Source organism: Hahella ganghwensis DSM 17046 (assembly GCF_000376785.1).
In the GTDB taxonomy this organism is placed as follows: Bacteria; Pseudomonadota; Gammaproteobacteria; order Pseudomonadales; family Oleiphilaceae; genus Hahella; species Hahella ganghwensis.
This window is the reverse complement of the sequence record NZ_AQXX01000137.1, coordinates 82,031-105,650: the sequence shown is the minus strand read 5'-3', so window position 1 is coordinate 105,650 and position 23,620 is coordinate 82,031. Positions and strand designations below refer to the sequence as shown.

The 23,620-nt window shown below is 51.4% G+C and carries 30 protein-coding genes; all 30 read left to right on the top strand.

Annotated elements, in window-relative coordinates; all coding sequences use genetic code 11:
• Positions 1-133 precede the first annotated feature (133 nt).
• The 30 genes from F566_RS0125250 to F566_RS0125105 all read left to right on the top strand — a co-directional run bounded on the left by F566_RS0125250 (position 134) and on the right by F566_RS0125105 (position 23,618).
• Positions 134-556: a hypothetical protein gene (locus F566_RS0125250; RefSeq protein WP_020409827.1), complete on the top strand. Its 423-nt coding sequence runs from the start codon at positions 134-136 to the stop codon at positions 554-556.
• 13 nt (positions 557-569) lie between these two features.
• Positions 570-1,058, top strand: coding sequence for a hypothetical protein (locus F566_RS0125245; RefSeq protein WP_020409826.1), 489 nt, complete (start codon positions 570-572; stop codon positions 1,056-1,058).
• Between the two features lie 199 nt (positions 1,059-1,257).
• Positions 1,258-1,677, top strand: coding sequence for an N-acetylmuramoyl-L-alanine amidase (locus F566_RS0125240; RefSeq protein ID WP_020409825.1), 420 nt, complete (start codon positions 1,258-1,260; stop codon positions 1,675-1,677).
• Complete coding sequence (locus tag F566_RS0125235) at positions 1,674-2,174, top strand: hypothetical protein (protein ID WP_020409824.1); 501 nt, start codon at positions 1,674-1,676, stop codon at positions 2,172-2,174. Before F566_RS0125240 ends, F566_RS0125235 begins: the two co-directional genes overlap by 4 nt.
• Before the next feature lie 2 nt (positions 2,175-2,176).
• On the top strand, positions 2,177-2,401 hold the full coding sequence (locus F566_RS34010; protein WP_051085428.1) for a holin: 225 nt from the start codon (positions 2,177-2,179) through the stop codon (positions 2,399-2,401).
• Positions 2,388-2,600 carry a hypothetical protein gene (locus F566_RS0125225; protein ID WP_020409822.1) on the top strand — a complete coding sequence of 71 codons (213 nt, stop codon included), beginning with the start codon at positions 2,388-2,390 and terminating at the stop codon, positions 2,598-2,600. Before F566_RS34010 ends, F566_RS0125225 begins: the two co-directional genes overlap by 14 nt.
• A gap of 98 nt (positions 2,601-2,698) precedes the next feature.
• Positions 2,699-2,950, top strand: a complete 252-nt coding sequence (locus F566_RS0125220) for a hypothetical protein (RefSeq protein WP_157497074.1) — start codon at positions 2,699-2,701, stop codon at positions 2,948-2,950.
• A 47-nt stretch (positions 2,951-2,997) separates the two neighbouring features.
• A complete protein-coding gene (locus F566_RS0125215; protein ID WP_020409820.1) occupies positions 2,998-3,369 on the top strand; it encodes a hypothetical protein in 372 nt (123 codons plus the stop codon).
• A gap of 15 nt (positions 3,370-3,384) precedes the next feature.
• Entirely contained in the window at positions 3,385-6,255 is a 2,871-nt protein-coding gene (locus F566_RS0125210) for a sialate O-acetylesterase (RefSeq protein ID WP_020409819.1), read from the top strand.
• Between the two features lie 6 nt (positions 6,256-6,261).
• Positions 6,262-6,561, top strand: coding sequence for a hypothetical protein (locus tag F566_RS0125205; protein WP_020409818.1), 300 nt, complete (start codon positions 6,262-6,264; stop codon positions 6,559-6,561).
• 10 nt (positions 6,562-6,571) lie between these two features.
• Entirely contained in the window at positions 6,572-7,117 is a 546-nt protein-coding gene (locus tag F566_RS34005) for a terminase small subunit (RefSeq protein ID WP_020409817.1), read from the top strand.
• On the top strand, positions 7,107-8,696 hold the full coding sequence (locus F566_RS0125195; protein ID WP_245555302.1) for a terminase: 1,590 nt from the start codon (positions 7,107-7,109) through the stop codon (positions 8,694-8,696). Before F566_RS34005 ends, F566_RS0125195 begins: the two co-directional genes overlap by 11 nt.
• Positions 8,696-8,869: a hypothetical protein gene (locus tag F566_RS37020; protein WP_020409815.1), complete on the top strand. Its 174-nt coding sequence runs from the start codon at positions 8,696-8,698 to the stop codon at positions 8,867-8,869. Before F566_RS0125195 ends, F566_RS37020 begins: the two co-directional genes overlap by 1 nt.
• Positions 8,862-9,215, top strand: a complete 354-nt coding sequence (locus F566_RS0125185) for a hypothetical protein (RefSeq protein ID WP_020409814.1) — start codon at positions 8,862-8,864, stop codon at positions 9,213-9,215. Before F566_RS37020 ends, F566_RS0125185 begins: the two co-directional genes overlap by 8 nt.
• Positions 9,212-11,272 carry a portal protein gene (locus F566_RS0125180; RefSeq protein ID WP_020409813.1) on the top strand — a complete coding sequence of 687 codons (2,061 nt, stop codon included), beginning with the start codon at positions 9,212-9,214 and terminating at the stop codon, positions 11,270-11,272. Before F566_RS0125185 ends, F566_RS0125180 begins: the two co-directional genes overlap by 4 nt.
• Positions 11,259-11,570, top strand: a complete 312-nt coding sequence (locus F566_RS0125175; protein ID WP_020409812.1) for a hypothetical protein — start codon at positions 11,259-11,261, stop codon at positions 11,568-11,570. Before F566_RS0125180 ends, F566_RS0125175 begins: the two co-directional genes overlap by 14 nt.
• A gap of 74 nt (positions 11,571-11,644) precedes the next feature.
• On the top strand, positions 11,645-12,736 hold the full coding sequence (locus F566_RS35795; protein WP_020409811.1) for a hypothetical protein: 1,092 nt from the start codon (positions 11,645-11,647) through the stop codon (positions 12,734-12,736).
• A gap of 32 nt (positions 12,737-12,768) precedes the next feature.
• Positions 12,769-13,713, top strand: a complete 945-nt coding sequence (locus F566_RS0125165) for a phage major capsid protein (RefSeq protein WP_020409810.1) — start codon at positions 12,769-12,771, stop codon at positions 13,711-13,713.
• A gap of 50 nt (positions 13,714-13,763) precedes the next feature.
• On the top strand, positions 13,764-13,907 hold the full coding sequence (locus tag F566_RS37015) for a hypothetical protein (protein WP_020409809.1): 144 nt from the start codon (positions 13,764-13,766) through the stop codon (positions 13,905-13,907).
• 38 nt (positions 13,908-13,945) lie between these two features.
• Positions 13,946-14,125: a hypothetical protein gene (locus tag F566_RS0125155; RefSeq protein WP_020409808.1), complete on the top strand. Its 180-nt coding sequence runs from the start codon at positions 13,946-13,948 to the stop codon at positions 14,123-14,125.
• Complete coding sequence (locus tag F566_RS35790; RefSeq protein ID WP_020409807.1) at positions 14,125-14,478, top strand: hypothetical protein; 354 nt, start codon at positions 14,125-14,127, stop codon at positions 14,476-14,478. Before F566_RS0125155 ends, F566_RS35790 begins: the two co-directional genes overlap by 1 nt.
• Positions 14,478-15,140 (top strand): phage adaptor protein, encoded by a 663-nt coding sequence (locus F566_RS0125145; RefSeq protein ID WP_020409806.1) that lies wholly within the window; start codon positions 14,478-14,480, stop codon positions 15,138-15,140. Before F566_RS35790 ends, F566_RS0125145 begins: the two co-directional genes overlap by 1 nt.
• Positions 15,140-16,720 (top strand): hypothetical protein, encoded by a 1,581-nt coding sequence (locus F566_RS0125140; RefSeq protein ID WP_020409805.1) that lies wholly within the window; start codon positions 15,140-15,142, stop codon positions 16,718-16,720. Before F566_RS0125145 ends, F566_RS0125140 begins: the two co-directional genes overlap by 1 nt.
• The gene (locus tag F566_RS35785; RefSeq protein WP_020409804.1) at positions 16,717-19,092 is read left to right on the top strand and encodes a gp53-like domain-containing protein; all 2,376 of its coding nucleotides are present in this window, start codon (positions 16,717-16,719) and stop codon (positions 19,090-19,092) included. The genes F566_RS0125140 and F566_RS35785 overlap by 4 nt, the downstream gene beginning before the upstream one ends.
• A 2-nt stretch (positions 19,093-19,094) precedes the next feature.
• Positions 19,095-19,664, top strand: coding sequence for a hypothetical protein (locus F566_RS0125130; protein ID WP_020409803.1), 570 nt, complete (start codon positions 19,095-19,097; stop codon positions 19,662-19,664).
• A gap of 13 nt (positions 19,665-19,677) precedes the next feature.
• Positions 19,678-20,733 (top strand): hypothetical protein, encoded by a 1,056-nt coding sequence (locus F566_RS0125125; protein ID WP_020409802.1) that lies wholly within the window; start codon positions 19,678-19,680, stop codon positions 20,731-20,733.
• A 9-nt stretch (positions 20,734-20,742) separates the two neighbouring features.
• The gene (locus F566_RS0125120) at positions 20,743-21,012 is read left to right on the top strand and encodes a hypothetical protein (protein WP_020409801.1); all 270 of its coding nucleotides are present in this window, start codon (positions 20,743-20,745) and stop codon (positions 21,010-21,012) included.
• Positions 21,012-21,953 (top strand): hypothetical protein, encoded by a 942-nt coding sequence (locus F566_RS0125115; RefSeq protein ID WP_020409800.1) that lies wholly within the window; start codon positions 21,012-21,014, stop codon positions 21,951-21,953. Before F566_RS0125120 ends, F566_RS0125115 begins: the two co-directional genes overlap by 1 nt.
• A 25-nt stretch (positions 21,954-21,978) precedes the next feature.
• Positions 21,979-22,551, top strand: coding sequence for a hypothetical protein (locus F566_RS0125110; protein WP_020409799.1), 573 nt, complete (start codon positions 21,979-21,981; stop codon positions 22,549-22,551).
• A complete protein-coding gene (locus tag F566_RS0125105; protein ID WP_020409798.1) occupies positions 22,548-23,618 on the top strand; it encodes an APOPT family protein in 1,071 nt (356 codons plus the stop codon). The genes F566_RS0125110 and F566_RS0125105 overlap by 4 nt, the downstream gene beginning before the upstream one ends.
• The last annotated feature ends 2 nt before the right edge of the window (positions 23,619-23,620 follow it).

Here is a 23,620-nt window from a genome sequence, read left to right as displayed (position 1 = left end):
CTATCACTAGGCATCCATTGCAATTATCTTCAGGCATCCGTGCGAGTGATGGCAGCTATACTAAATACTTGAGCGAGGTGTTGCTGTGCGACATTTCCTAAAAGGTTATAGGAAATCACGGAATGGTGAGGCTATGGCGAGTGAGATGGCAAATAGGGTAGTCGGAAAGGTTAAGGAAATAGAGAAGATCTGGAAGTCAGGCTCAATTTTAATACCGGAAGAGTATGGTAAGCAGCTGGACAACCTTTTGAGAACTACATTGAAGCATGGTGCTGCATACAACAAAGAGACGCCTGAGGAAAGATATAGGACACTTATGGGTCAATATACGGATTTGGTTGACGGGCTTAATAAGAAATATCAAAAACTTTACTCAAAACACAGTGAATACCTCAAGGAGGAGCGACTTGTGGCTAAACTGGATCTGCGTGAGAGATTAAGATATTTGGTATTTCGCATGTTGACCGGGGTTGGTATCGCGGCCATTGTCCTGGCCACAGGATGGATTGCAAAAGAATTCGAAATACCATTGCCATTGTTGAGGGCGCCAGTGTAAGGAGAGAAAGATAATGGAAATTAAAAATCTGCTGGCAGATCCGGGCTGGTGGTTCACGTCTGTGTTCATAGGAATGCTTATCGGCATCGCTTCTGCCTTTGCATTCTATTGGCTGTTGCCTAAGTCAATTCGGATATCAAAAAAATTTGATCAATGGAAAGCGATAAAGAGGTCTGTACGGGATCGAAAGATAGATTTCATGAATAAGCATGTACACATATATGTGTACGAAATTTTCGTTGCGCTTATGTTTATGATAATTACGCTGATGGCATTTGGGATTTCGCTTGCAATGCCTCATCTAGGTTTGCCGCCGGGATATAATCTAGCCTCTATAGTTCGATGGCTGATTCTACTTTTAGCAATATTTACCTCTTTTGGAGCAACAAGCAGAATAATGATAATCGCCGATGCTCACGAGAGGTTCTATGGTAAAGTCATTCGAGATTTCGAGAGGAAGCCGAAGTATTCTGGGGGCGTTGACTCAACACAAACAGAGTAGTTAGAAAGAGATTGCTTTAAATGGCGCAGAGATTGTGTCATTCCATTTACGCAAAAACCCGGTTAAAATTACCACAATTGAGAAAACCCGGCCCTGATCCCAGAGCTGGGTTTTTTTATGCCTAAAATCTCTCTTTTTGATTAGAGAATATTAGTCATATTTATACATCCAATAAAAATAATAAAAAATGGTGATGAATATGCGCAGAGCAGAAACCGGCTACATTGTTGTTCACTGTTCAGCCACGAAAGCAGATCAGAAGGTTACCGTTGACGACATTCGCCGGTGGCATGTTGACGAGCGCAAATGGTCTGACATCGGGTATAACTGGGTAATTGAGCGTGACGGCGGCATTGAACAGGGCCGCAACATGCACGGCCAGGGAGCGCACGCCTTTGGCTACAATGACAAGTCCGTGGGCATTTGCCTGGTTGGTGGCCTTGATGAGGACGGCCAGCCTGAAGACAATTTCACTTCCGAACAATTTGAATCCCTCCGTAAGCTGATCGATTTCCAATTACATGTCTATCCTGGCGCTAAGGTGCTTGGTCACCGTGACTTGCCGGGCGTCCATAAAGATTGCCCCTGTTTCGATGTTAGAGCATGGAGACGTTCATGAACTGGTCAGACATCGGCAAAACTGTTGGTAAGGTGGCTCCCACCATCGGTACGCTTTTGGGTGGCCCTGGTGGAGCGGTTCTGGGGACCGCTGTAGCGTCTTTGTTTGGAGTAAACAGCAAGCCCGACGAAGTAGCGAAAGCCTTAAAAAGCGACCCACAAGCCGCCCTGAAGCTGAGAGAGTTTGAAATCAGAGAGGCGGAGTCTCTGCAAGATTTCATGTTCAAGATGGAAGAATCCCGCCGTCTGGATCGATCAGACGCCCGCGCGAACCATAAAACCCACTGGATGCCGTCCGCTTTAACGCTTGCTTCAATCGTTATGGTTAGCGGCATGTTCTACCTGTTGGCGTTTGGTGATCCCAACGAGAAAACGAGTGAAGTGGTCTATTTGATCGTTGGTCAAGTCATGGGCGTGTTCACGTCGGCTTGTGCTTACTGGGTGGGCACAACCAAGGGAAGCAGTGATAAAAACAAATGGCTAGGGAGGGAAAAGTGAGCATGCCAGACAAGTCAGCAACGGCCGCGTCATATGCGGTTAATTCAGGCGTGGCGATATACGGCACCTTAACGCTTAACCAGTGGCTTGCACTTCTGGGCTTTGCGCTGGCGCTCGCGACATTTGCCGTCAACTGGTACTACCAGCGGCGCAGAGATAAGCGATACGCTGAATATCACGAGCTGAGGGTAAAAGTAATGGAAGGAGAGAAAGATGGGGGCCGCTAATCAAGAGCTTGTAGAACTGCTTGAGGACATCCTCAAGGATGCCAAATCAGGAATTATTACAGGTTTTGGATTTGTTTACGGCATAAACTCTCGCGCCGTTGTGAGTGGCTGGGATGATACTGGCGCAGGAGCTTTTGAAATGGTCGGCATGCTGGAGCATCTCAAGTCAGAGTATTACGTAAGCAAGATCGAACAATAACAATAAGCCGGTGATGTGGTACGGCAAGCGAGGCGAACATGTATCACATTCATGAAGAAGATCGAGGGGAGGTGATTAGAAACGGGGAAAGGCGGCGCATGTCGTTTTTTCGCGGTTATCCAATCGATGCGGGGGCCACTCCGCAAGCGTGTTATGACAGCCGGGCGCCTTATGTAGGAAGCCTGGTTGTTACTTACAGTGATGATGATATTCAGATAGAGCTTTTCAAAGCAGATCCGGGCATCACATCACTGGCAATGTACCGGCAATTTAAAGCCCGCATGAGGGCTGCCGGTTATCGAAATCTGCGTAAGGAGCGGCGCGGGGAACAAATGACAGAGAGTCTATAACAAAAACAATAACTTATAACCCAAAATAAGAATAATAAGAGGGTTTTATGGGAACTGAAGTTACCCTTTCAGCGGAGGCTAAAAACGCTCAAGCCGACGCTATGGCCCGCCTACTTGATGGCGGATTTATCCGATTCTTGACCTCCGCTGACGTGTTGCTGGCTACATGCGCACTGTCGGCAACATCCGCCCCGGCTGCCGTCAACGGCAAGCTTACCTTTAACGCAATCGCTGACGACTCAAGCGCTGATGCTGATGGGCAGGCAGCGAAATATGAAACCGTAAAGTCTGACGGCTTAAGCGTGGTTACGGCCGGAACTGTAGGGAGTACAGGGTCTGGTGAATCTTTAGAAATGGATGAAACCAACCTGGTTTCTGGCGGTCCAGTATCTGTCAGCAGCTACACGCACCAAGTCTAAGCGTTAGGGGCTGTTATGGCAGAGTATGCGATCCAGTTTGACGGCTCGAATGATCACATTGTCATTCCTGAGTGGGTGCCGTCGTCCAACCGTTGGGAATTGCGGGTAAAGTTTGAGCTGGCCAGCTTGAGCCTGACATACCTGCTTGGTCATTCCGGCAACTCAAACAACCGGCTTTACGTTAACCCTGGCAGTAGTCCAGATGTACGGATTCAGGGCGGTGGCACATCTCACAGGATTGATTTTGATTCGGGCATTACCTGGGAAGTGGGCAGAGTCTACGATCTGCATGCAGTAATGACGTTTGACGGCTTCAACTATGGCGCTGAGCTGTTTATTGATTCTGTTAGCGTTGCTCAGATCACTGACGGCTCAGGCTCGTTTGCCTTCGATTGGATTGGTCGCCGGGCTACCGCTTCTTACGGGGCGTTTACGCTGCATGAGCTTGAGTTAAAAGACACCGACACCCCTGCAAGTAACCGGTTCTATCCAGTGGATGAAGGATCAGGCCTGACTATTGTCGATTCCCTGGGCGGTGGCTCAACTGACGGGGCGTTGACGAACTTCGCGGGCGACGACAGCCAATGGATCTACATAGCGGCGTCAAACATCATCACCTCCACTCAGGCACCCCAGACCGCAACAGGCACGGCCTCGTTTTCTCCGCCCGATGGCTCAGCGAAAATCATTTCGACACAAGCCCCACAGACCGCGACGGGCGCGGCGTCTCACGCTTTCCCGGAAGGCGTGACGCTGTTTTCATTTGACGATCTGGCATTGCCTCCTGAATGGACAGAGGAAAACGGGCAGTTTACCGCGACAGGGGGAAAGCTTCAGGCTACCGGGTCCAGCCCAACCGGGGCCAAATGGGTAGCCAGTTTTGACGCTGGCGCAAGTAACGGCACGTTGTCAGCCACTTTCAATTGTGGCGGGGATAGCGCGGGCTTTTACGGTCTGGCTTGCCGTTACATCGATGTAAACAACTTTTGGCTTGTGTGCATATACATCCTCTCGTCATCGGCCGCTGAATTACGCTTATACCGCCGTCAATCAGGGTCGTGGACCTCTGTCCAGAGTTATGCCTTTCCTACATTTGGCCGAAATGATGATTATCAGGTATCGGTTAACTTGTCAGGGTCCACCATAACCGCCTATCTGGACGGTGTTGAGGCGTTCATTCACTCCTCGTCATTTGCTGAAACTGCGACCCGTATGGGGATGCGAACCAGCGGAACCGCGCCAAGCTTGGATAATGTGCGGTTTGTTACTGCAGCGACTGAACCTCTTACCATTCAGGATTTCGTGTTTCGGAAATCGGTCAACGGTAACGCTACGCTTCCAGTGTTCGGTCAATTGAACGTGTCCACAACCGCGATTGAATACAGCGTGAACGGTGGCGCATGGATCACCGGGGCTTCGCCTGAAGTTGGGCCGTATTCGTTTGACGTTACGTTTCCCTATGGGCAGCACACTGTTGAGGTGCGCCTGGCGGACAATCACGCGATTACAGCAACGGCCAATTTTTATTCTGTCGTACCGGTGGCGGCGGGGCTCGGTCAGTCAAACATGTCTGGGCGCGGGGATAATCCACAGACATACGAGCGGGGCGATAGTGGCGAGCGTCACCTGTTATTCACTAATGCCGATGGTTATCAGGAATTAGAAGACGCCTGGGACAGCAACGTGGGCCAGGTTGATGCTGCTTCCAGTGATAGCAACGCGGGCGGTTCATTTATGCTTCGCTTTGCCCACCACGCGATGGCCGCAACAAACCAGCCTTTGGGCTTTTTGCCTGGCCCAATGGGTGCAACAGGGATCGAGCAATGGGCGAAAGGTGGGGCGTTAAGAAACTCATTTGATCGTCGTGCGGCCATTCTCGGTGGCGTCGACTACGTGTTTTGGCATCAGGGAGAGTCCAACGCAGATACTGATATAGCGGTGTATGAGGCGGCGCTGAATCAGTTGGTCGATGACATGTGGAACGATTACGGAGCGATCACGATAATCGTTGCCTTACAAACCATTCATTCTGATAGTGATGGCAACGGGATAACCACTGGTCAGGCGGCAGTTCGTCAGGCTCAGATTAACGTCGCAACCAATAACCCTCATGCATACATCACGATACCCAACACTGACATAGACGTTTCCGTAAGTGGCGATGGGCTGCACTTCAAGACTGATGCTGACCTGGACACTGTTGGATACCGAGCCTGCCAAGCTTACTTGGAAGCTATCGGGGCCAATGATACGACGCCTCCCGTACTGGTCGTTAATGGCGGAGTTCTTGAAATTAATCTGACCGAAGGGGACACCTACACCCCGCCGTCATTCACTGCGACTGATGACGTTGACGGCGATGTTAGCGGCAGTGTTGTGGTAAGTGGTGACGCTGTAGACACCGGAACACCCGGCACTTATCTGGTCAATTATGACGTTAGCGACTCAGCGGGGAATGCTGCCGACACGGTGACACTGACGGTAAACGTGACCGCCTCAACCGTGGATCTGACCCCGGACCCTTTCACTTTTCAAGACGTGTTTGGCGCGGCCCTTTCCTCGTCATACGTCAGTCAGCCAATCACTGTAACCGGCATCGATCCCGCCCAAATCATCTCCATATCCCTGTTGGCTGGCAGTGATCCCAGCGCCGAGTTTTCAGTCAATGGAGGGGCGTGGACCAATGTCGGCAGTTCGGTCCAGTTAGATGACACGGTGAGAATCAGGCTCACATCGTCCAGCTCAGAAGCAACGGCTGTTGTTGCAAACCTTGATATTGGTGGCGTGTCCGATTCCTGGAGTGTTCGGACGGCCGCCCCGAATGTCGCGGGCGGAGCTGCACAGCGGACTGTTCGCCAGCCCATCAGATTACCCATATGGAGATAAATCAGCATGACCATGACAATTGATAAGGTTTTGGATCATGTCGCACAAGATCAGACCAGCACAGGCTATCTGGTCGAAGACAGCGGCATACAGGTTCAAATCATTTTCCACGACGGCGGCGGCTCGGTGTCCTTGCTGGCATCGTTCGAAGACGGCGACCCGACAGCATTGGCGAAGATTGACGAAGTGCCGGACTTTACCCGGTCAACAATGCTTCGCCTATCGCCAGCCCCAAACACTTACATCTACGCAAAAACCAAAGGGGTTGATGACGTTTCCGTGATCATTGGCCCCCATAACCTGTAAGGGATGAGCTATGGCTAAAGATAAAGAGACAGGATTGTCAGATCTCGAAAAGCGATTCGCAGAGGAATACATCGTAGATCTTAACGCTGGTGGTGCGTCGCGCCGTGCGGGCTACAAGATGAAGAATGCGGCTAACCACCAGAAGAACGGCTATATCGTTCTGCAGCGCCCGCATGTAGCTGATTACATTGCAGTACTTAAGCAGGCCCAGAGCAAGCGCCTTCAGATCACGGCAGACACTGTATTACAGGAAATCGCGAAGGTTGCCTTTGCCAATATCAAGCACCTGGAGGACGAGGAGGGGAACCCGATCCCCCTCCATAAGCTGCCCGATGAAGTGGCGGCCAGCCTGGCAGAAGTGAAGACAAAGACGATAGAGGCAAACGATCAGGCCGCTGTCATCGAGCGGACCTATAAAGCACTCGACAAGTTGGCAGCACTGGACAAGCTGGGGCGGCACCTGAAGCTATTCACTGAGAAAGTTGAAACTGAGGTCACCCATAAAGGGAGCCTTGCAGATTTGTTGGCACGCGCAGCAGACGGTGATGATGAATAGGGCTCAGGAAGTTAAGCAGGCTGATCACTATATCAGGCTGTATGACGCTAAGAAGCTGCCAGAAGATGACCTACTCAGAGCGGTCGCCCTCAAGTGGTTCAGGCTTAATGTGCTCTATAAGGTCAAGAATAAGGTCGGGAAAATCGTCAGATTTCGGCCTAACTATGCTCAGCGTGAAAGATACATTCGCGGCCATAACCGCAACATTATCCTTAAGGCCCGGCAGCTTGGGTTTACAACTTTCGAGATGATCGACTCTCTCGACGATTGTTTGTTTATCGACAACTTCGCGGCAGGTTGTATTGCCCACACCCTTACTGACGCAACTGACATTTTTACCAACAAGATTAAGTTGGCTTACGACCGGTTAGCCAGATCAAAGGTGTGGCAAAACATCTTTGACATGATGGGGCTGCTGTTCCCTGTGCCTGTCGAGGATACGACCAGCAGTTACCGTTTTTCCAATGGCTCAACTATCAAAGTCAGCACCAGTTACCGAGGCGGGACACTTCAAAGACTTCATGTTTCTGAATTCGGCAAGATCTGCCGAAAGTTTCCCGACAAAGCTAAGGAGATTGTTACCGGCGCGTTTGAGGCTGTTCCACTTGATGGGGTGTTAACGCTGGAATCTACAGCCGAAGGGCAGGAGGGTTACTTTTTTGAATACTGCCAGACAGCGGAAAACCTGGAGCTTTCTGATTCAAAGTTGACCCCGCTCGACTTTAAGTTTCATTTCTTTCCGTGGTGGGGAAATTCTGATTACAGGATGGACCCTGACGGCGTTGTGATTGGCGAACAGCTAAAGGAGTACTTCGACGGCCTGGAGTCAGAGAAAGGCATCGAGCTGGATGATCATCAAAAAGCTTGGTATGCCAAAAAGTCTGAAGTCCTTCAGGAGGACATGAAGCGGGAGTATCCGAGCACCGCAAAGGAAGCGTTTGAGCAATCTGTTGAGGGGGCATATTACGCTCGCCAGATGCGCCAGATGCGCCAGATGCGCCAGATCCGGCAGCGCGGCCAGATTCGAACCCTTCCGTATGACGAGCGTTTACCGGTCTTCACGTTCTGGGATTTGGGGCGCAACGACTCAACGTCGATCTGGTTTATGCAGTATGCGCACGGACAGTACAGGCTCATCCGATACTACGAAAACAGCGGCGAATCGATCCAATTTTATCTACGAAAACTTCGCGAGTTTGATTATCTGTACTCGACCATTTACTTACCACACGACGCCGAGGTTGTAGACCTGACCCGAGGGGATAACAAAAGCCGCCGGGAAATTGTCGAAGATGCAGGATTCAGGGTTGAGGTGGTCCCGCGAGTACCCGACAAGCTGGAAGCAATTCAGGCAGTGCGTGACATTTTGCCTCTCTGTTGGTTTGACGAAGAACATTGTAAGGATGGGATCAAGCATCTGGATCACTACAGGAAAGAATGGGACGACAAGCTGGGAGTATTCAAGGATCGCCCTCGGCACGACTCAGCATCACACGGCAATGACGCCTTTGAGCAAATGGCGCGGGGCTTTATGCAGACATCTAACCAACGCTCGTACTACGAGCCCGAGGTGGTATAATGGCGAAACGTATTGATTATCGTGCTGAAGTTTACCGGACGGCGGGACCAAAGCAGAAAGAGCCTACCTATCAATTTGGGCGGCGAACTTTCTACCAAAATCCCCAACCGCCAGGCGAGCACACACATAACGTCGATAGCAACAAGGCAACAGAGAATAATAATAATGAATAGTGCCTTAATCATCGAAGACGGTGCCGAGTTGTGGCGCGAACAGCTCAACATGGACACCGCCAAATCTATTGCTGAAACCCTCGAAAAACATTATCCCGGCTATCTTTGGGCGGTGAATGCTGACACTGGCAACAACATAGCCACGATTCAGTCATTGCGCCTATCCGGCACCTGGGGCTTTTATCTGCATCTGGACAAGATCGACCCGACACAGCGCAAGGTTGTTCAGTCGGGCGGTGAGCTGTTAGAACGTTACCGCGTGCGTCGCGGCCAGATGGATGAAGCGCAACTACTGTCACTTGCTCGAAATGTGCGGGGCGATGTAGTCAAGGTGGACAAGTCATGATTGATGACCTTGAACTGAATGAAGACTTTGCCGCAGAGCTTGAGGCTGCCCAGGGCGAAACTGAAATCGACGAGGCCGACAGGAATGAGGGTTATTGGCTGAGATTGGCGCGAGACGCCTATCAGTCATCTACTGACTATCTTGATGCGAACATTCGCCAGCAGTGGGAAAAGGCCATCTCTCACCAGAATAATGAGCATGCATCCGGCTCGAAGTATCACACTGATGCTTACCGGCTGAGGTCCAAGACTTTCCGGCCTAAGACACGAACCAACAACATCAGCGCCGAGGCTCAGCTTGCCCGCGCCGTGTTTGGTACTCAGGATCTGGTTTCAGTCACTCCAATTAATGACAACGACCAAATGCAGAATGCAAGCGCTGACGTTTTGCAGCAGCTTTTGCAATATCGCCTGACTCACAGCGTGAAATGGTTTCTAACTGTCATGGGGGCCTATCAGGATGGGCGCGTATATGGCGTGATGGCGTCTTATCAGTCTTGGGAATATGAAGAGACGGACGAGGACGGCCAGACGGTTGTTTCAGTCGATAAGCCGATAGTTGATTTACTCCCCCCTGAAAACATTCGCTTTGATCCGTCGGCAGATTGGCGAGACCCCGTTAATACATCCCCTTATGTTGTCCGCTTGGTCCCTATGTACGCGGGGGAGGCTCAGGCTTTCGCTGAGCGCAATGGGTGGCGTAATTACCCGATTGCAAGCTACATCAGTTCAGGGCGCGAAGCGGCGGACGACAAAACCAGAATGGAGCGCGAAGGCACCAAGCGAACAGACCCGGCGGATGACGGCAGCGATATAAACACCTTTGAGTTGATCTGGTTGCATGAAAACTTTATTAGACTTCCCGGGGAGGGCGACTTTGTATACTGGACAATAGGCGACCGCTTATTGTTGTCTGACCCTATCCCGATCAGTGAGCGCTACCCGCATCTAATGCCTGGAGAGCGCCCAATCGTTTTAGGGATCAGCCTGATCGAAGCGCACAAGAATTATCCGGCGTCCCCCACCAAACTGATCGAGAACCTACAGGAAGATGTTAACGAAGTCGCCAACCAGCGATTTGATAACGTCAAACTGGTTCTTAACAAACGCTATTTTGTTAGGCGGGGATCAGAAACCGATTTACAGGCTCTGTCTCGAAATTCTCCGGGCAGCTCTGTAGTTACCAAAGATCCCGATAATGACATTCGAATAGTTGATACCAACGATGTTACCAGCAGCTCCTACCAAGAACAGGACCGCTTAGACCTCTCTATAGACGAGATTACCGGAACGTTCAGTCAGCAGTCAGTGCAGAACAACCGGAATCTAAACGAGACCGTCGGCGGAATGAATTTGATGAGCGCCGGGGCGGATGCCATCAGTGAATATGGTTTTCTGATCTTTGCCGAAACATGGATGGAGCCAGTTTTGAGGCAGTTAATCAGGATGGAGCAATTCTATGAAACGGATGAGACCATCCTGGCTATTGCGGCCGAGAAAGCTCAACTCTTCCAGAAATTTGGAATCGATCAGCTTACTGACGATCTGTTGCGGTCAGAACTTACTGTAACCGTGAATATGGGTAGAGGGAACACAAACCCGCAAGTGAAGCTTGAGCGCTTTAGTCAGGGCCTGCAGATTCTGGGGGGCGTTCTGCCTGGTGCAATACCTCGCCTGGATGAGGATGAGGTTATTAAGGAAATCTTTGGTAAGTCGGGTTACCGCGACGGCCAAAGATTCTTCAAGCCAGCCGAGGAAGTGAAGCCGCAGCAACCGCCCGTTGATCAAATTGCCATGGAGCGCTTAAAGCTTGATCAGCAGCGCTTACAGCTTGATATGCAAATGGCTGAAGCTGACAGGGCCATGAAATACGAAATTGAAATGGCGAAGATTGCAGCCAACAACGATCTGAAGTTAAAAGACTTGTACGAAAAGCTTGGGCTTGAGCGCGAGAAACTGGCGACCACCCGTCAGATAGAAGGCACCAAACTAACGCTGGAGCAGGCTGAAAAGGCGCTGCAAGCCACCAATCTAAGGCAGGGTTATGACACATTCTGAACCGCACGAGCTGTTTGATTCTGAAAAATACCTGTTTGCTGAGTTTAGGCTTGGCTGTGATGTTGAAGATTTCCTAAAGACTGATGTAGGGCGTTATATAGTCGGCGTTGCCAAACAGGAGATACAGGAGAGTATTACAGAGCTGCTTAACGGTCAGACTCACGCGCCCAATGAATCCGCCCTGTATAAAGCCCGCCGTGCAAAGGATGCTGTTCATTGGCTATTGCAAGCTGTCGAGCGCGCCAAGGTTGCCGAGACTCAACTTAGAGATATGGATAATGAAGAAGGACTTGGGTAAAATTTACGCATAGGCCGGATAACTGGCCTTTTCACAATAATGCTCAAATAAAAATAATAATAAGGGAGCATATCATGACCACAGAAGCCACCCGCGACAATGCGGGCGTTTTTGGCGGTGATCGCTTAAGTCGCGTTAACGCTATCGCACAATCTCGTTACGATGAAAAGGAAGAGGCCGGGGCATATGATGAAGATGCCGAAACGGCTTTTTCACGCCGTGCTGATGCCCTAAATGCTGAGCTTGCTGATCTATCCTCTGAAGGTGAGGACGAAAGTGATGAAGGCTATCAGGACGATCAGGAACCGGAAGACGATGAGGGTGACGACCAAGACACTCAGGATGATGACGATCCTGAAGGTTCAGAGGAAGAAGAGTCAGAGGACGAGGGCGAAGAGGAAGAGAGCCCCGAAGACGCGACCACTCCCCAGTCAGAAAAATACATACTTAAGATAAATGGCGTTGAGCAAGAATTTACTCGTGAACAGGTAATTGCTCGCGCTCAAAAAGTTGCTGCTGCTGACGCCTACCTGGCAGAAGCCAGTGAGCGCCTGAAACAGGCTCAAGGCCAAGCAGTCCAGCCCCGTCAACCATCCACCCAGGACGTTGATGAAGCCCGCTCGAAAGAGCTTAAAACCCTTACGCGCCAATATCACGAAGCCCTGGTAGATGGGGACGATAATCGCGCAGACGAACTGCTAATTCAGATCCAGTCTCAAGGGCGGCCACAAACACAGCCTACCTTTGATCCGGAACAGATAGCAGAGACCATCGAAAGGCGACAAACCGAGAGAACTAGACAGCGGGAAGTTGCGGACGCTAAGGCGTTCTTTGACACGCAGTATGCTGATATTGCCGGTGATCCGAGTCTGTATTCATTAGCCGACCAATTCACAGTCAAAGTAATGCAGGAAAACCCCCACCTATCACCTATCGAAGTGGTGACGGAGGCGGGTGATCGTACTCGCGCATGGCTTGCTGAGAAGACTGGAGCGACCAAGAAGACTGAGGATAAACAGACACGGACTAACCGTAAGAAGTCGATTGCTACGCCGCGCAGCAATGGCGCCAAGCGACCGGGGCCACCTCCTGTAAAACGCAAAACACGCACGGACGCTCTCAATGACATCCGCAGAATGCGGGGTCAAGCTCCCAGGGAAGATTAAAAACAATAATAATAAAAGTGGAGTAATTCACCATGGCCGGACAACTCTGGGCAACCGATAACCTGGGTGGGTTTATGTATTCTGATCAACTATCAGAAACATTGCGCACCTCTTTGCAGCCGCTTACACGCTATCGAAATATGTGTTCTGTAGAGGACGCGAAAGAGGCGGGAACCGGTGAGAAATACAACTGGAACGTATACAGCGACGTAGCCACCGGCGGGGCTGCACTGGTTGAAACCCAACCAATGCCTGAGACTAATTTCAGCATTGATCAGGAAACCCTGACCATTACTGAATACGGTAACTCAGTCCCTTACACCCGAAAGCTGGACATTCTGTCTAAGCACTCCTGTGAGCGCGTAATAGACAAGGTGCTCAAAAACGACGCTCGCAAAACCCTGGATAAAGCCGCGCACGCGGAATTCGACAAAACCAAGCTGGTTTGTTACCCCGCCGGTGCTGGTGCCGACAGTGCCACAGATGTTGTGTTTGAAACTGATGGCGCACCCGCAGGCACCAATAACGCCGCGATGACCAAGGACCACGTTAAGAAAATCGTGGACTACATGCAGGAGCGGGACATCACTCCTATGGACGGTGAGAACTATGGCGCGCTGGGCCGTCCGACTACCTTCCGCCAGCTCAAGGACGACCTGGAGGCGATCAGCTTTTATATCGAAAGCGGTTTCGCTCGTATCGCTGCAGGCGAAATCGGCCGTTATGAGAGCACCCGATTTTTTACTCAAACTAACGTTCCTACTGAGGCTTGGACCAACGGCAAGTCTGACGCGGCTCACTTCTTTGGCGACGACACAGTGGCCGAAGCCATTGTGGAGCCTGAGCAAATCCGCGCCAAGCTTCCGGGCGATTATGGCCGTTCTCGCGGTATGGCTTGGTACTACATGGGCGGCTTCGGCATCTGCCATACCGTTGAGGAAAACAGCCGTATCGTGAAGTGGTCCTCAGCCGCATAACCTGGCGGGCATAGTCCCGCCTTTCATTAATTCCTTTACAGGTAACTGTTATGAGCAAAAACACAAAAGGCGCAAAAGGGAACGAAAGCGCAATCAATGAAGGGCTGATCAGAAAGGAGACGACCAAAGTCAAAAACATGTACAGCCCACACGAGAAGTCCCAGCGCATGAAAAAAGGCTCTGACCGGGCTTAATCTGTTGAGGGGCGTAAGCCCCTTGTGTGGAGGTGTCTATGTTTTTTGAAGATGAGCGCAAGCATTCCAAGGAGCGTGCCGAGCCGGATAGTTGGGAAGACTGGGAGCATGATCGTACAACCGGAATCAACAAGTTTAAACCCGAGGGTGTAAAGGATGGGCTGGCGCGGAACAAGCGCCTGAATGACCGTTACATTCCGAATCAAAGGTGCAAGTGATGCTGAATAAAAATAAGAAATACGGCTTTGTTTCAAGTCACGGCCCAGTGAAATACACACAGGACGGTAAGGCGTTTAATGCCCAGGGGATAGAGATTAGTTGGGAAACCGGGGAGATATTGGAGGGTGCAAAGCCGAGACCCAGAAAAGCGCCTGATCCAGAACCGGAAAAGGATGAGGGTGACAGTCAGGAAAAGGACGACGAGACCGAAGATGAGGAGGGAGAGCCGGAACCTGAACCAGAATCCGCGCAGGAGCCAGAAACTCCGGTGGGCGTTGAACCCTTAACGCCAGTCGTTAGTGAAGATCCGAAGCCTAAACCTCGTCGAGCAAAAAAGCCGAAGGCTGAATAATGGCAAATTTTCTCACTCTATGTGCCGACCTTGCCCGGGAAGCTGGTTTGATGGGTGGTGCTGGTCCTTCCAGTGTCACCGGTCAAACTGGTGAAGCCGCCAGGCTCGTCAATTGGATCAAGCAAGCCAACATTGATATTCAGCGACAGTTTTTTGACTGGAAATTCCTATGGGTAAATCACACGGTTTCCCTTGTGGCTGGGAGCGATGATTATCCCGCACCGATTGAGTATCACTATTGGCAGCGTGACAAGTTCTCAATCAATGGCAGTCCTGTAGAAGTGATTGAGTGGGAGAACTGGGACCAGCTCAGCACAGCGGGGGAGGGGCAACCCTATCAAGTGGTAATAATGCCTGACGGCGGCTTGAAAGTTTTCCCAACACCAGACAAGGCTTACACCCTGATTGCCCCATACTACAGGCGGCCGCAAGTACTGGCCCTGAATACTGACATCCCGCTGATTCCTGAGAGTTTTCATGATCTGATCTGGATGCGTGCGCTGATTAAGTACGCGCACTATGAATCAGCGCCGGAAGTGCTGGAGCGGGTACAGATAGAGTATCCCGAAGGCTATGAGCAGTTAAAGGCAAGCCAGTTGCCTGACAAGTATCGTTATGGCGCATCTCGTGATGCTGATCCCCTGACCGTTGTGGTGGTGTGATGAGGGATAACAGGCGAGAGGCGATTATCAGGTGTGAGGGCGGCCTGGATCTGGAAACACCGGCGCTAAGTGTTAAACCTGGGCGAATGCTGGCATGTAAAAATTACGAGCTGAATACTCTGGGCGGATACACTCGGATAGAAGGTTATGAGCGTTACGATGGACAGTTGTCGCCCTCCGATACCTCCGATGAAGCTGAAGCCGCTGTAAGGCGGGCAGCGATCAGCAAGCCCCCAGGCTCCGGCCCTGTTCGCGGGGTCTGGGTGTTTGGTGGTCAGGTGTTTTGCTTTCGTGACACCTCAGACGGCACTGAATGCAAGATGTTCAAAGAATCCAGCAGCGGGTGGACTGAAGTAGCAACGCCCGCGCTGAATCCTGGCGGCACTTACTCATTTACTAGTAATAACTTTCATGCAACCGCAACCGCTGAATTAATGTTGGGAGCTGACGGGGCAAACCCTGCATTTACGTTCGATGGGACCACTTTTACCCAGATCACCGTTCCTGGAGAAACTGACTTTCCCAAGTTTCTGGCAGTCGTTAATAACTACCTGTTCCTTGGGTACGAAACAGGAATGGTTTATTACTCTGCCGTTGGTGAACCTGCAGACTTTGACCCAATCAATGGGGCGGGTGGCTTCGGTGCTGGCGACTATTTGACAGGCCTGCATCTGACTGTCGGCGGCTCATTAGTTGTCATGATGCGGAACAGGATTTCCATTCTATACGGCAGCGGCCCGGAAGACTGGGCTAATAAGGATTTACGAAATCACGATGACAAAGTGGGAGGTGTTGCCTATTCCGCGCTGTCCTATAACGATCTGTATTACTTGGATGACCGGGGGCTTACCAGCCTTCAGGCGACACAGGCCTACGGTAATTTTAGTTCGGGCACGATCAGCCAGGGCGTTAATCCGTTTTTGCGTGATCGCCGGGGCTTGCTAACCGATGCCGTTGTGAGCGGCCGTAAAAACCAGCTTCGCTGGTATTTCAACCCGATAGCCTCTCTAACTGGATCCGAAATTTTAACCGCCACATTTTCAGGTAATCAGTTAGTCGGTTATTCGCGCCAGGTATACAACCACAAGCTATTTTGTGTCGAGCGTGGTGAGTTGCCGAGTGGAGAAGAAATCATAGTGGCAGGGACTGAGGATGGCTGGGTGATGCGTCTTGATAAAGGGACCAGCTTTGACGGTGAGCCTATTGAGTATTACTTCAGGTTTGCCTTTGCGCACTTTGGAACCCCTCAAAAGCGAAAGCACTTCTTAAAAGCAATCTTCAACATTCAAGCGGCCGGGGCTGTCAGCTTGAGAGTTAAACCGCTTTTTAACTACAACGATCCGAATAGTGGTGCCCATCGAGTGGACGAGCTGGACATCATCGGCGGGGGCTCCGCGTGGGACGAAGGGAACTGGAATGAGTTTGTTTGGTCCGCCCAGGTGAACTCTGAGGCGCTTGCAGAAATTGCGGGCACTGGTCGAAACGTGGCCTTTGTTATATATGGCAATAGCGCAAGCGAGAGGCCGCACACCTTTTTTGATGCTCTGATTTATTACACTCTGAGGAACTGGCAGAGATGAGTTATTACATTTACGGTAACACCTTGTTGCCTGGCGATCTTGCACGGGCGGAGGACGTGGCCAACGAACTGCGCGCCGTTCAAACATCTTTTGAGTTATTGCCAGAGGTCCGACCAGACGGCCAGGGCTTCGCTGAACCGTTTTATGTGGTAAACGGGACAGACCCTGATCATGCTGCGAACCTTGGCCAGCTTCAGGAGTTAGAGCAACAGGCGCAGGCGCACGCAGACTCAGCCTCTGCAGCCCAAGCGGCGGCCGAAGTAGCACAGGGGCTCTCTGAAGATGCAAGAGATGATTCCTTTGGCTATGCAGCCGAATCATTAGGGCATAGAAATGATGCCGCAACACAGGCAGGGATAGCGCTTGGCCATGCTAATGATGCAGGGACCGAGCGAGGTATAGCTCAGGAGTGGGCAAGTAAGGCTATCGGTTCACTGGTTGAGGGCATTGATTATTCTGCCTTGCACTACGCTGACAAGGCCCGGCAATGGTCTGAGAATGCGGTGGGCGCACCGGTTGAATCTGGCCAGTTTTCTTCAAAGCATTATGCTGATAAGTCCAAGCAATGGGCAGAAAACAATCAGAATGTCGCAGTAGAAACGGGCGAATATTCCGCTAAACATTGGGCAAAAGTTGCAGAACAAACCGTCTCAGGTGCTAAAAAATTTATTGGCTATTGGGATGCTTCAGGCGGCACCCTCCCGATTGATCCGCCTGTCTCTGGTGACGAGGGGAAATACTGGCAAATTACCGTGGCGGGAACACTGCCGGGTGTTGGTTCTGTTGATGTAGGCTGGGAGCTGTCCATTAATGATTCATTGGCTTACGAATCTGCAAATCTTTTGCCCGCCAATCTTGTGTCTGAAGTTAACGGAAAGTCTGGCCCCTCCGTCAACCTGGTAGCGGCAGATATTCCAGACCTGGGGACGGCCGCAACAAAAGGAGAAGGCGCGGGGTCAGGGCTTAACGCCGATCTCTTAGATGGCCAGCACGGCAGTTATTATTTGGCCGCTGCAAGTTATACCGCCTCGGATGTGTTGACTAAAATAAAGTCAGTTGATGGCGCTGGATCAGGCCTTGATGCCGACACACTGGATGGCTTTGAAGCCAGTAGCTTCTTGCTGGCCGCCACTTATACCGCAGCCGACGTACTGGCCAAGATCAAAACTGTTGACGGCGTGGGCTCTGGTCTCGATGCGGATACGGTTGACGGCCTGCAGGCCAGTGCCTTTTTCCTTGATTCTGCTATTACCACTTTTGGCAAGTCGCTGGTGGATGATGCGAGCGCAACTGAAGCCCGCGCAACGCTGGGCCTTGGTTCGGCGGCAATCCTGAATGCTGGCTCTGGGGCGGGGGATGCGGTAGTGCGCGACGGTTCGGGCGCTATGCCTGGAAACATTACCGGGAACGCAGCCACGGCCACCAAGTTGGCGAGCGGGCGCACACTTGCATTAACTGGCGACGTTACCGGCTCAGGCACTTTTGACGGCTCTGCCAATCTAACGATCACAACCTCAGTATCGAACGACAGTCATACCCATGGAAGTCTGTCCACTTGGCCCAATTATTCATCTCCCTTTAATAATGCGAGCAATACCCCTCGCACGTTTGCGCAAGCGGGCTTTTGTGTCACGTTTGTTCAAAGTTCGGACGGTTGGCCAGTCGCGAATGGACGGTTAATAAATATTCCCTCTTATTCATCGTCGCAAGATGGGGCTGCCATGCAGATTCTCACGCCCTACAGCGCGGGACAGACCAGCAATGGCAATTACCTGTTCAGGCTTGGCAGTTATAACAATGCTGGGTGGTCGGGCTGGAAAACCGTCATGGATAAGGGCTGGGCGGACACTCTATATTTGGGAATCAGCGCGGTGGCAGCATCTGCCGCGAAATGGGATACAGCCCGCACTATTTCATTAACAGGTGATGTTACGGGCTCCGCGTCTATTGATGGGAGTGCCAACAAGTCTATTTCCGCTTCGCTCTCAGCCAATGCGATCAAAACCAAACTTTTGACTGTTGATGGTTCTGGTTCTGGGATTGATGCGGATAAGCTCGACGGAAAACACGCCTCTGACTTCCTGCAGGACAGCTCAGTGTCAGCCAGCCATAGCTCTGATGGCTATGTGCGCTTGCCGACAGGAACTTATTTACAATGGGGAGCGGTAACAAGTAGTAACGACGGCGCGCAATCCTTCTCGTTTCCTACAGCGTTTCCAAATGCTTGCGGGCAAGTGGTAACTATGCGGAAAACCGCTGGGTCTACTGCGATGATTCCTGCCTCAAGTTGGTCGCGAACGGCTTTCACACTGGATCGCGCAAGTTCAATCGATGACTCTCAAATAGTCACCTATATAGCCGTGGGGTATTAAGCATGAGGCACTTTTACAGCTTCAGTGAAAAGGGTTTTTTTAATGATGAGGATCACGAGCTTAACAACTTGCCGAAAGATGCTGAAGAAATCTCAGTGGGGGAATATCGCCGACTATTTGAGGGGCAGAATCAGGGCAAGCAGATAGTCAAAGCAAACCCCGGATTTGATTTGGTTGATCCGCCGGCGGCTGATCTGGAGAAAGTCAGGTCTGACGCATTGGTAAGGCTCGACTCTCTCGCGACGGAATGTCGCCTCCGGTTCTCCTCGCCTGACAAGGATGCCACTTACATTTCAAAGAGCTTTGAGCTTGATAAATGGATTTCTGACGGCCGACCGGATTCGCCGGTTACCACAGATTACCCATACATATGCGCAGAAGCTGGGGCCACTGGGCTATCTGTGACTGAGGTGGCGGAACTTATAGAAAGTGCAAGGGATCTTTGGCGGGTTATCGACCCGCAAATAGAGGCGGTTGTCAGAGGCGCAAAGGTAGCCACCCAGGGCGCTACGGATAAAGCCCAAATTTTGACAATCCTTGACAGCGCTAGCGCTGATCTGAACGAGCTATAAGGGGGCTGGAGCAATGCCAACAACCACACAAAACACTGACAATTCAGTAAAGCCGACAGGCTACCAAGCCACACAGGCGCAGGCTGGGCAGTACACTGGCGCACAGGGGGAGGCCTCAAGTTATGAAGGTGCGCAAGGGAATGCGGCGACTTATGAAGCGAACACTGGCACAGCCTCAAGCTATGAAGCCGACCAAAGAGAGGTAAATCCATATTCCACCGTATCGGGGCAGCTCACCGGCTTGCTAAGTCAAGACAACCCGTACATGAAGCGGGCAGAGCAAAATGCACTGAGAACCGCCAATAGTCGCGGTCTGCTTAACAGTACTATGGCGGTAGGCGCGGCTCATGGCGCGGCTATCGATGCGGCCTTGCCAATTGCTCAGCAGGACGCTGCGACATACCACGATCAGAGTAAAACAAACCAGGCATACTCCAATCAGTCGCTACAGTACAACGCGACGAATGAGCAAAACATGACGCTGGCGAACATGGACGCGACCAACACAGCAAGCCAGTTCAATTCTACCAATGAGCAAAACATGAATCTGGCCAACATGGATTCCCAGAACCAGGCGAATCAGTTCAACGCCTCCAATGAGCAGAACATGACCCAGGCGAATATGGATAGTGAGAACCAAGCCAATCAGTTCAATGCTCAGCAGCAAAGCGCCACAAGTCTGGCAAACGCGGGTATGGAGAATGAGGCCAATCAGTTCAACCAGGCAATGCAGGCGGATTTTTATAATCAGGACCAACAGCGCATGCATGCTGATTACATGGCGAAGCTGGATTATCAGATTCAGTCCGGACTATTGGACAAAGAAGTTGCCAGCAATCTTCGCGGGCAGTACCTGAAGAACATGGAGAACACTTTGGCAGGGTATGCGCAGGACGTTAAGGACATCATGACCGATCCGAACATTAAGGCCTCTGATCGTCAAAAGCTGATTGATCAGGTCATTGCTATGCGTGACGCCGATATTCAGTTTACTCAGAGCCTGTACTCTGCCCAGCCAATGTGGACCAACAACTTTGGACAATCGCCATTGCCTTCAATAGCCGCATAAGGGGAACCCATGGGACTGTTTAACGAAATCGTATCAGGTGCGAGTAAAGCCTGGGATTATGTCAATGAGAATGAATGGGCAGCCGATGCTATCGCGGGAGCGGCGGGCGCAGGCTTGACCTACTTGCAGCAGAAGGACCAGCAAAAACACGAGGAGCGGCTGTATAGAATGCGCAATGACTGGGAGAACGAGCGTTACTACGCACAGGGCGCGGGTAATTCCAAGTCAACTCAGTACGGCTCATTGACCAAAGGATTGCTTACTCAGGGGGCTTCTTAATGGGCGGCATTGCTGACAGAGCCGGTGAAAGAGATAGCACCGGCCCATCGGGTAGAAGCGGTGCTGAAGGGAGCACAGGCCGAGCTGATCAAAATGCGCGGGATGGCCGAGGCGGTCAAGCGCCTACTGGTCCAGATCCGGCAATGGGCGGTAGTGCCGGAAGAGGTGATACAAAAGGCAGCTTAGGGAAAGGTGGTCAGCCTCCTAACGGCAATGTTGACCCGGCAACAGGCGATAAAACAAATCTGGGGCGGGCAAGGGATGCAATGGAGAGGGCAAACCGGAATGCACGTAACGGGCGCGGTGGTCAGCCCGCAACCGGTGACGTTGACCCGGCACTATCAAGCCACCAGGAAGACTATGACGATGACGGCCGCTTTAATTCTCTGGCAAATCTTGAGCGACGTGAGAAGAGTGGCGAGAACCTGAACGAGCACGAACGCCAGGCACTTGATGAAGGTCGAACGGCAGCTGAGCAGGCGAGTACAAAAGGCGTCTTTGGTGGACTGCTTGGCGGTCTTACTGGCAAGTTTGGCGCAGCGGGAAAAGTTGCGTCCTCTGTCGCTGAGCAGGCTGTTGATGGTGCGATCACATCTGATGATAACGACTTTGGAACGAAAGCCGAGGGGGCAAAGAAAGGTGATGTTTCGACCGGTGCGGGGATTGGCTCAACGGTGGGCGGGCTGCTTGGCGGCCCTGTAGGGAGTGCCTTTGGTGGTGTAGCGGGCGCAACCGTCGAGGGGATCGCTAAGGGAACCCTGAACCCTGGCCCAGGCGGCGAAACCCGAAAGGGTGACGGGCAGTCCGGTGGATTGAAAGGAGCTATTGCCGCTTTTGGTACTCCAACGAGCACGCCCGCGCCGAATGCGTCCGGATATTCGGTAAGTGCAAATGTTGACCTGTCGAATTACAATAAAGGGCTATTGAGTTTCGCCACATAATAATAACAATAAAATAGGCGTCCCCATGCAAAACGGTCTACTTTCACAGCGTCCAGATCAAGGGGCGCCCTCTACCCAACCCCAGCCCCAGCAGAATCCACAACAAGCCCAAACCCCGCAAGATGACACGAACGGTACACAGGAGCAGTTCGATATTGTGGCCGGTCAGATGCTGAATTATTTGTATTCAGACGAAGGGATAGAAGGCCTTCAGTCAGTTATCAAAGCCGGTGATCCCTCCAAAGGCATGGCCATGTTTATTGGCCGCTTACTTACCATGTCCTCACAAACCGCTGTGCTATCAGGAAAGATGATTCCGCCTAACGTCCTGTTTCAAGCAGGCATGCAGTTAGCCAAGGGAATGTCTGAGGTGGCCCAGAAAATGGGCGTACTAACACCAGAGAATGAAGCCCAGGCCACTGAAAACGCTTTTTATGATGGGATGGTTCAGTTTGCGAGCGAAGCAAGCGAGGAGGCATTAAGCCAGAATCAGCGCCAGGCGTACTCCCAGCTACTATCCAAGCTTGAGCAAATGGAGCAAAAGGCCAGAGGTGGGCGACAGACTGCCCCAGTTAATACTCAGGAGGTGCAGCAATGAGCGCGGGCGGTTTGTTGAGTCAAATGGTTCTGGGTGGAGCTGGTAACGCTGCCCAGGGAATTGGCGACAAATTACGTAAGGATGCAGAGTTGAAGCGGCAACAATTACTGGATAGCGGTCGCTTTAATCAAGAGGTAGAGATTACCGGTATTCAGCACAATAACGCCATGGTCCGCCAAGACGACCAGCAGGCACACGACGAGAAAATGGCCGGCTTGAATCATGACAATGAGATGAAACGGCAAAAAGGGCTGCTATCTATCAAAGCCTCTACTTCATCCAGAAACGAATTGCCCGCCTGGCAGTCGCAGCGTATTTCAACACTGGAAAAAGAGCTTTCACACATTAATGGGATTGAGTCCAACTTAATTAAAGCTATGGGGGGGACGGATGAATTGGGGAATCCCAGCACCCTTTCACCCCAACAAACCCAAGAATGGGAGAGCCTTAAAAGGCGAAAGGCTTCGTTAATGGGCGAGCTTGAGAGCCTGACACGAAACCCTAATGCGCCTCAGCAGAAGCAACGACCAGCAACCTTGGACGAAAATCTATTGGCGCAGATGTTGAAGCAAGTTCCCGAAGGTCAGGAAAGGACTTTTCTAGCAGAGTTTACAAGCTCAGGTCGATTTGATGATGAAACCATTAACCGGGTGAAATCTCTACTCGAATCGCGCGGAACCGATAAAGCTGATGTCACCGCTTCGGAAGATAAGCCAGTACCCATGCTTAGCCCAAATGAACAGCCGCAAGGCGGAATGTTAGCCCAAGATCCAGCGACAATAATTGCCAAGAAAGAGGAGCGTGAAGAAATACGAGCCAATGAAGTTGCCGAAAAGAGGAAGGTTTCACGAGATAAGCTAAATAGATTTCATGAGTTCAATGCCAAATATCGACGCTCTCCCGATCAGTTTGATCGGGCAAAGTCTGAGTTCATCTCATCTCTCCAAAAAGGCGAGCTGCCAGCCAGACCGGTCGTAGATGAAATGGCGATATTTTATGAAGAGCTACCAGACGATCTCAGGGAGCAGGTCGATCAGCTAAGAGCCTACTATCAGCGCCAGAACTAACT

Bases quoted from the DNA above. Each gene is read 5' to 3' on its own strand.
- F566_RS0125250 (WP_020409827.1), top strand. From the start codon at position 134: ATGGCGAGTGAGATGGCAAATAGGGTAGTCGGAAAGGTTAAGGAAATA.
- F566_RS0125245 (WP_020409826.1), top strand. From the start codon at position 570: ATGGAAATTAAAAATCTGCTGGCAGATCCGGGCTGGTGGTTCACGTCT.
- F566_RS0125240 (WP_020409825.1), top strand. From the start codon at position 1,258: ATGCGCAGAGCAGAAACCGGCTACATTGTTGTTCACTGTTCAGCCACG.
- F566_RS0125235 (WP_020409824.1), top strand. From the start codon at position 1,674: ATGAACTGGTCAGACATCGGCAAAACTGTTGGTAAGGTGGCTCCCACC.
- F566_RS34010 (WP_051085428.1), top strand. From the start codon at position 2,177: ATGCCAGACAAGTCAGCAACGGCCGCGTCATATGCGGTTAATTCAGGC.
- F566_RS0125225 (WP_020409822.1), top strand. From the start codon at position 2,388: ATGGGGGCCGCTAATCAAGAGCTTGTAGAACTGCTTGAGGACATCCTC.
- F566_RS0125220 (WP_157497074.1), top strand. From the start codon at position 2,699: ATGTCGTTTTTTCGCGGTTATCCAATCGATGCGGGGGCCACTCCGCAA.
- F566_RS0125215 (WP_020409820.1), top strand. From the start codon at position 2,998: ATGGGAACTGAAGTTACCCTTTCAGCGGAGGCTAAAAACGCTCAAGCC.
- F566_RS0125210 (WP_020409819.1), top strand. From the start codon at position 3,385: ATGGCAGAGTATGCGATCCAGTTTGACGGCTCGAATGATCACATTGTC.
- F566_RS0125205 (WP_020409818.1), top strand. From the start codon at position 6,262: ATGACCATGACAATTGATAAGGTTTTGGATCATGTCGCACAAGATCAG.
- F566_RS34005 (WP_020409817.1), top strand. From the start codon at position 6,572: ATGGCTAAAGATAAAGAGACAGGATTGTCAGATCTCGAAAAGCGATTC.
- F566_RS0125195 (WP_245555302.1), top strand. From the start codon at position 7,107: ATGATGAATAGGGCTCAGGAAGTTAAGCAGGCTGATCACTATATCAGG.
- F566_RS37020 (WP_020409815.1), top strand. From the start codon at position 8,696: ATGGCGAAACGTATTGATTATCGTGCTGAAGTTTACCGGACGGCGGGA.
- F566_RS0125185 (WP_020409814.1), top strand. From the start codon at position 8,862: ATGAATAGTGCCTTAATCATCGAAGACGGTGCCGAGTTGTGGCGCGAA.
- F566_RS0125180 (WP_020409813.1), top strand. From the start codon at position 9,212: ATGATTGATGACCTTGAACTGAATGAAGACTTTGCCGCAGAGCTTGAG.
- F566_RS0125175 (WP_020409812.1), top strand. From the start codon at position 11,259: ATGACACATTCTGAACCGCACGAGCTGTTTGATTCTGAAAAATACCTG.
- F566_RS35795 (WP_020409811.1), top strand. From the start codon at position 11,645: ATGACCACAGAAGCCACCCGCGACAATGCGGGCGTTTTTGGCGGTGAT.
- F566_RS0125165 (WP_020409810.1), top strand. From the start codon at position 12,769: ATGGCCGGACAACTCTGGGCAACCGATAACCTGGGTGGGTTTATGTAT.
- F566_RS37015 (WP_020409809.1), top strand. From the start codon at position 13,764: ATGAGCAAAAACACAAAAGGCGCAAAAGGGAACGAAAGCGCAATCAAT.
- F566_RS0125155 (WP_020409808.1), top strand. From the start codon at position 13,946: ATGTTTTTTGAAGATGAGCGCAAGCATTCCAAGGAGCGTGCCGAGCCG.
- F566_RS35790 (WP_020409807.1), top strand. From the start codon at position 14,125: ATGCTGAATAAAAATAAGAAATACGGCTTTGTTTCAAGTCACGGCCCA.
- F566_RS0125145 (WP_020409806.1), top strand. From the start codon at position 14,478: ATGGCAAATTTTCTCACTCTATGTGCCGACCTTGCCCGGGAAGCTGGT.
- F566_RS0125140 (WP_020409805.1), top strand. From the start codon at position 15,140: ATGAGGGATAACAGGCGAGAGGCGATTATCAGGTGTGAGGGCGGCCTG.
- F566_RS35785 (WP_020409804.1), top strand. From the start codon at position 16,717: ATGAGTTATTACATTTACGGTAACACCTTGTTGCCTGGCGATCTTGCA.
- F566_RS0125130 (WP_020409803.1), top strand. From the start codon at position 19,095: ATGAGGCACTTTTACAGCTTCAGTGAAAAGGGTTTTTTTAATGATGAG.
- F566_RS0125125 (WP_020409802.1), top strand. From the start codon at position 19,678: ATGCCAACAACCACACAAAACACTGACAATTCAGTAAAGCCGACAGGC.
- F566_RS0125120 (WP_020409801.1), top strand. From the start codon at position 20,743: ATGGGACTGTTTAACGAAATCGTATCAGGTGCGAGTAAAGCCTGGGAT.
- F566_RS0125115 (WP_020409800.1), top strand. From the start codon at position 21,012: ATGGGCGGCATTGCTGACAGAGCCGGTGAAAGAGATAGCACCGGCCCA.
- F566_RS0125110 (WP_020409799.1), top strand. From the start codon at position 21,979: ATGCAAAACGGTCTACTTTCACAGCGTCCAGATCAAGGGGCGCCCTCT.
- F566_RS0125105 (WP_020409798.1), top strand. From the start codon at position 22,548: ATGAGCGCGGGCGGTTTGTTGAGTCAAATGGTTCTGGGTGGAGCTGGT.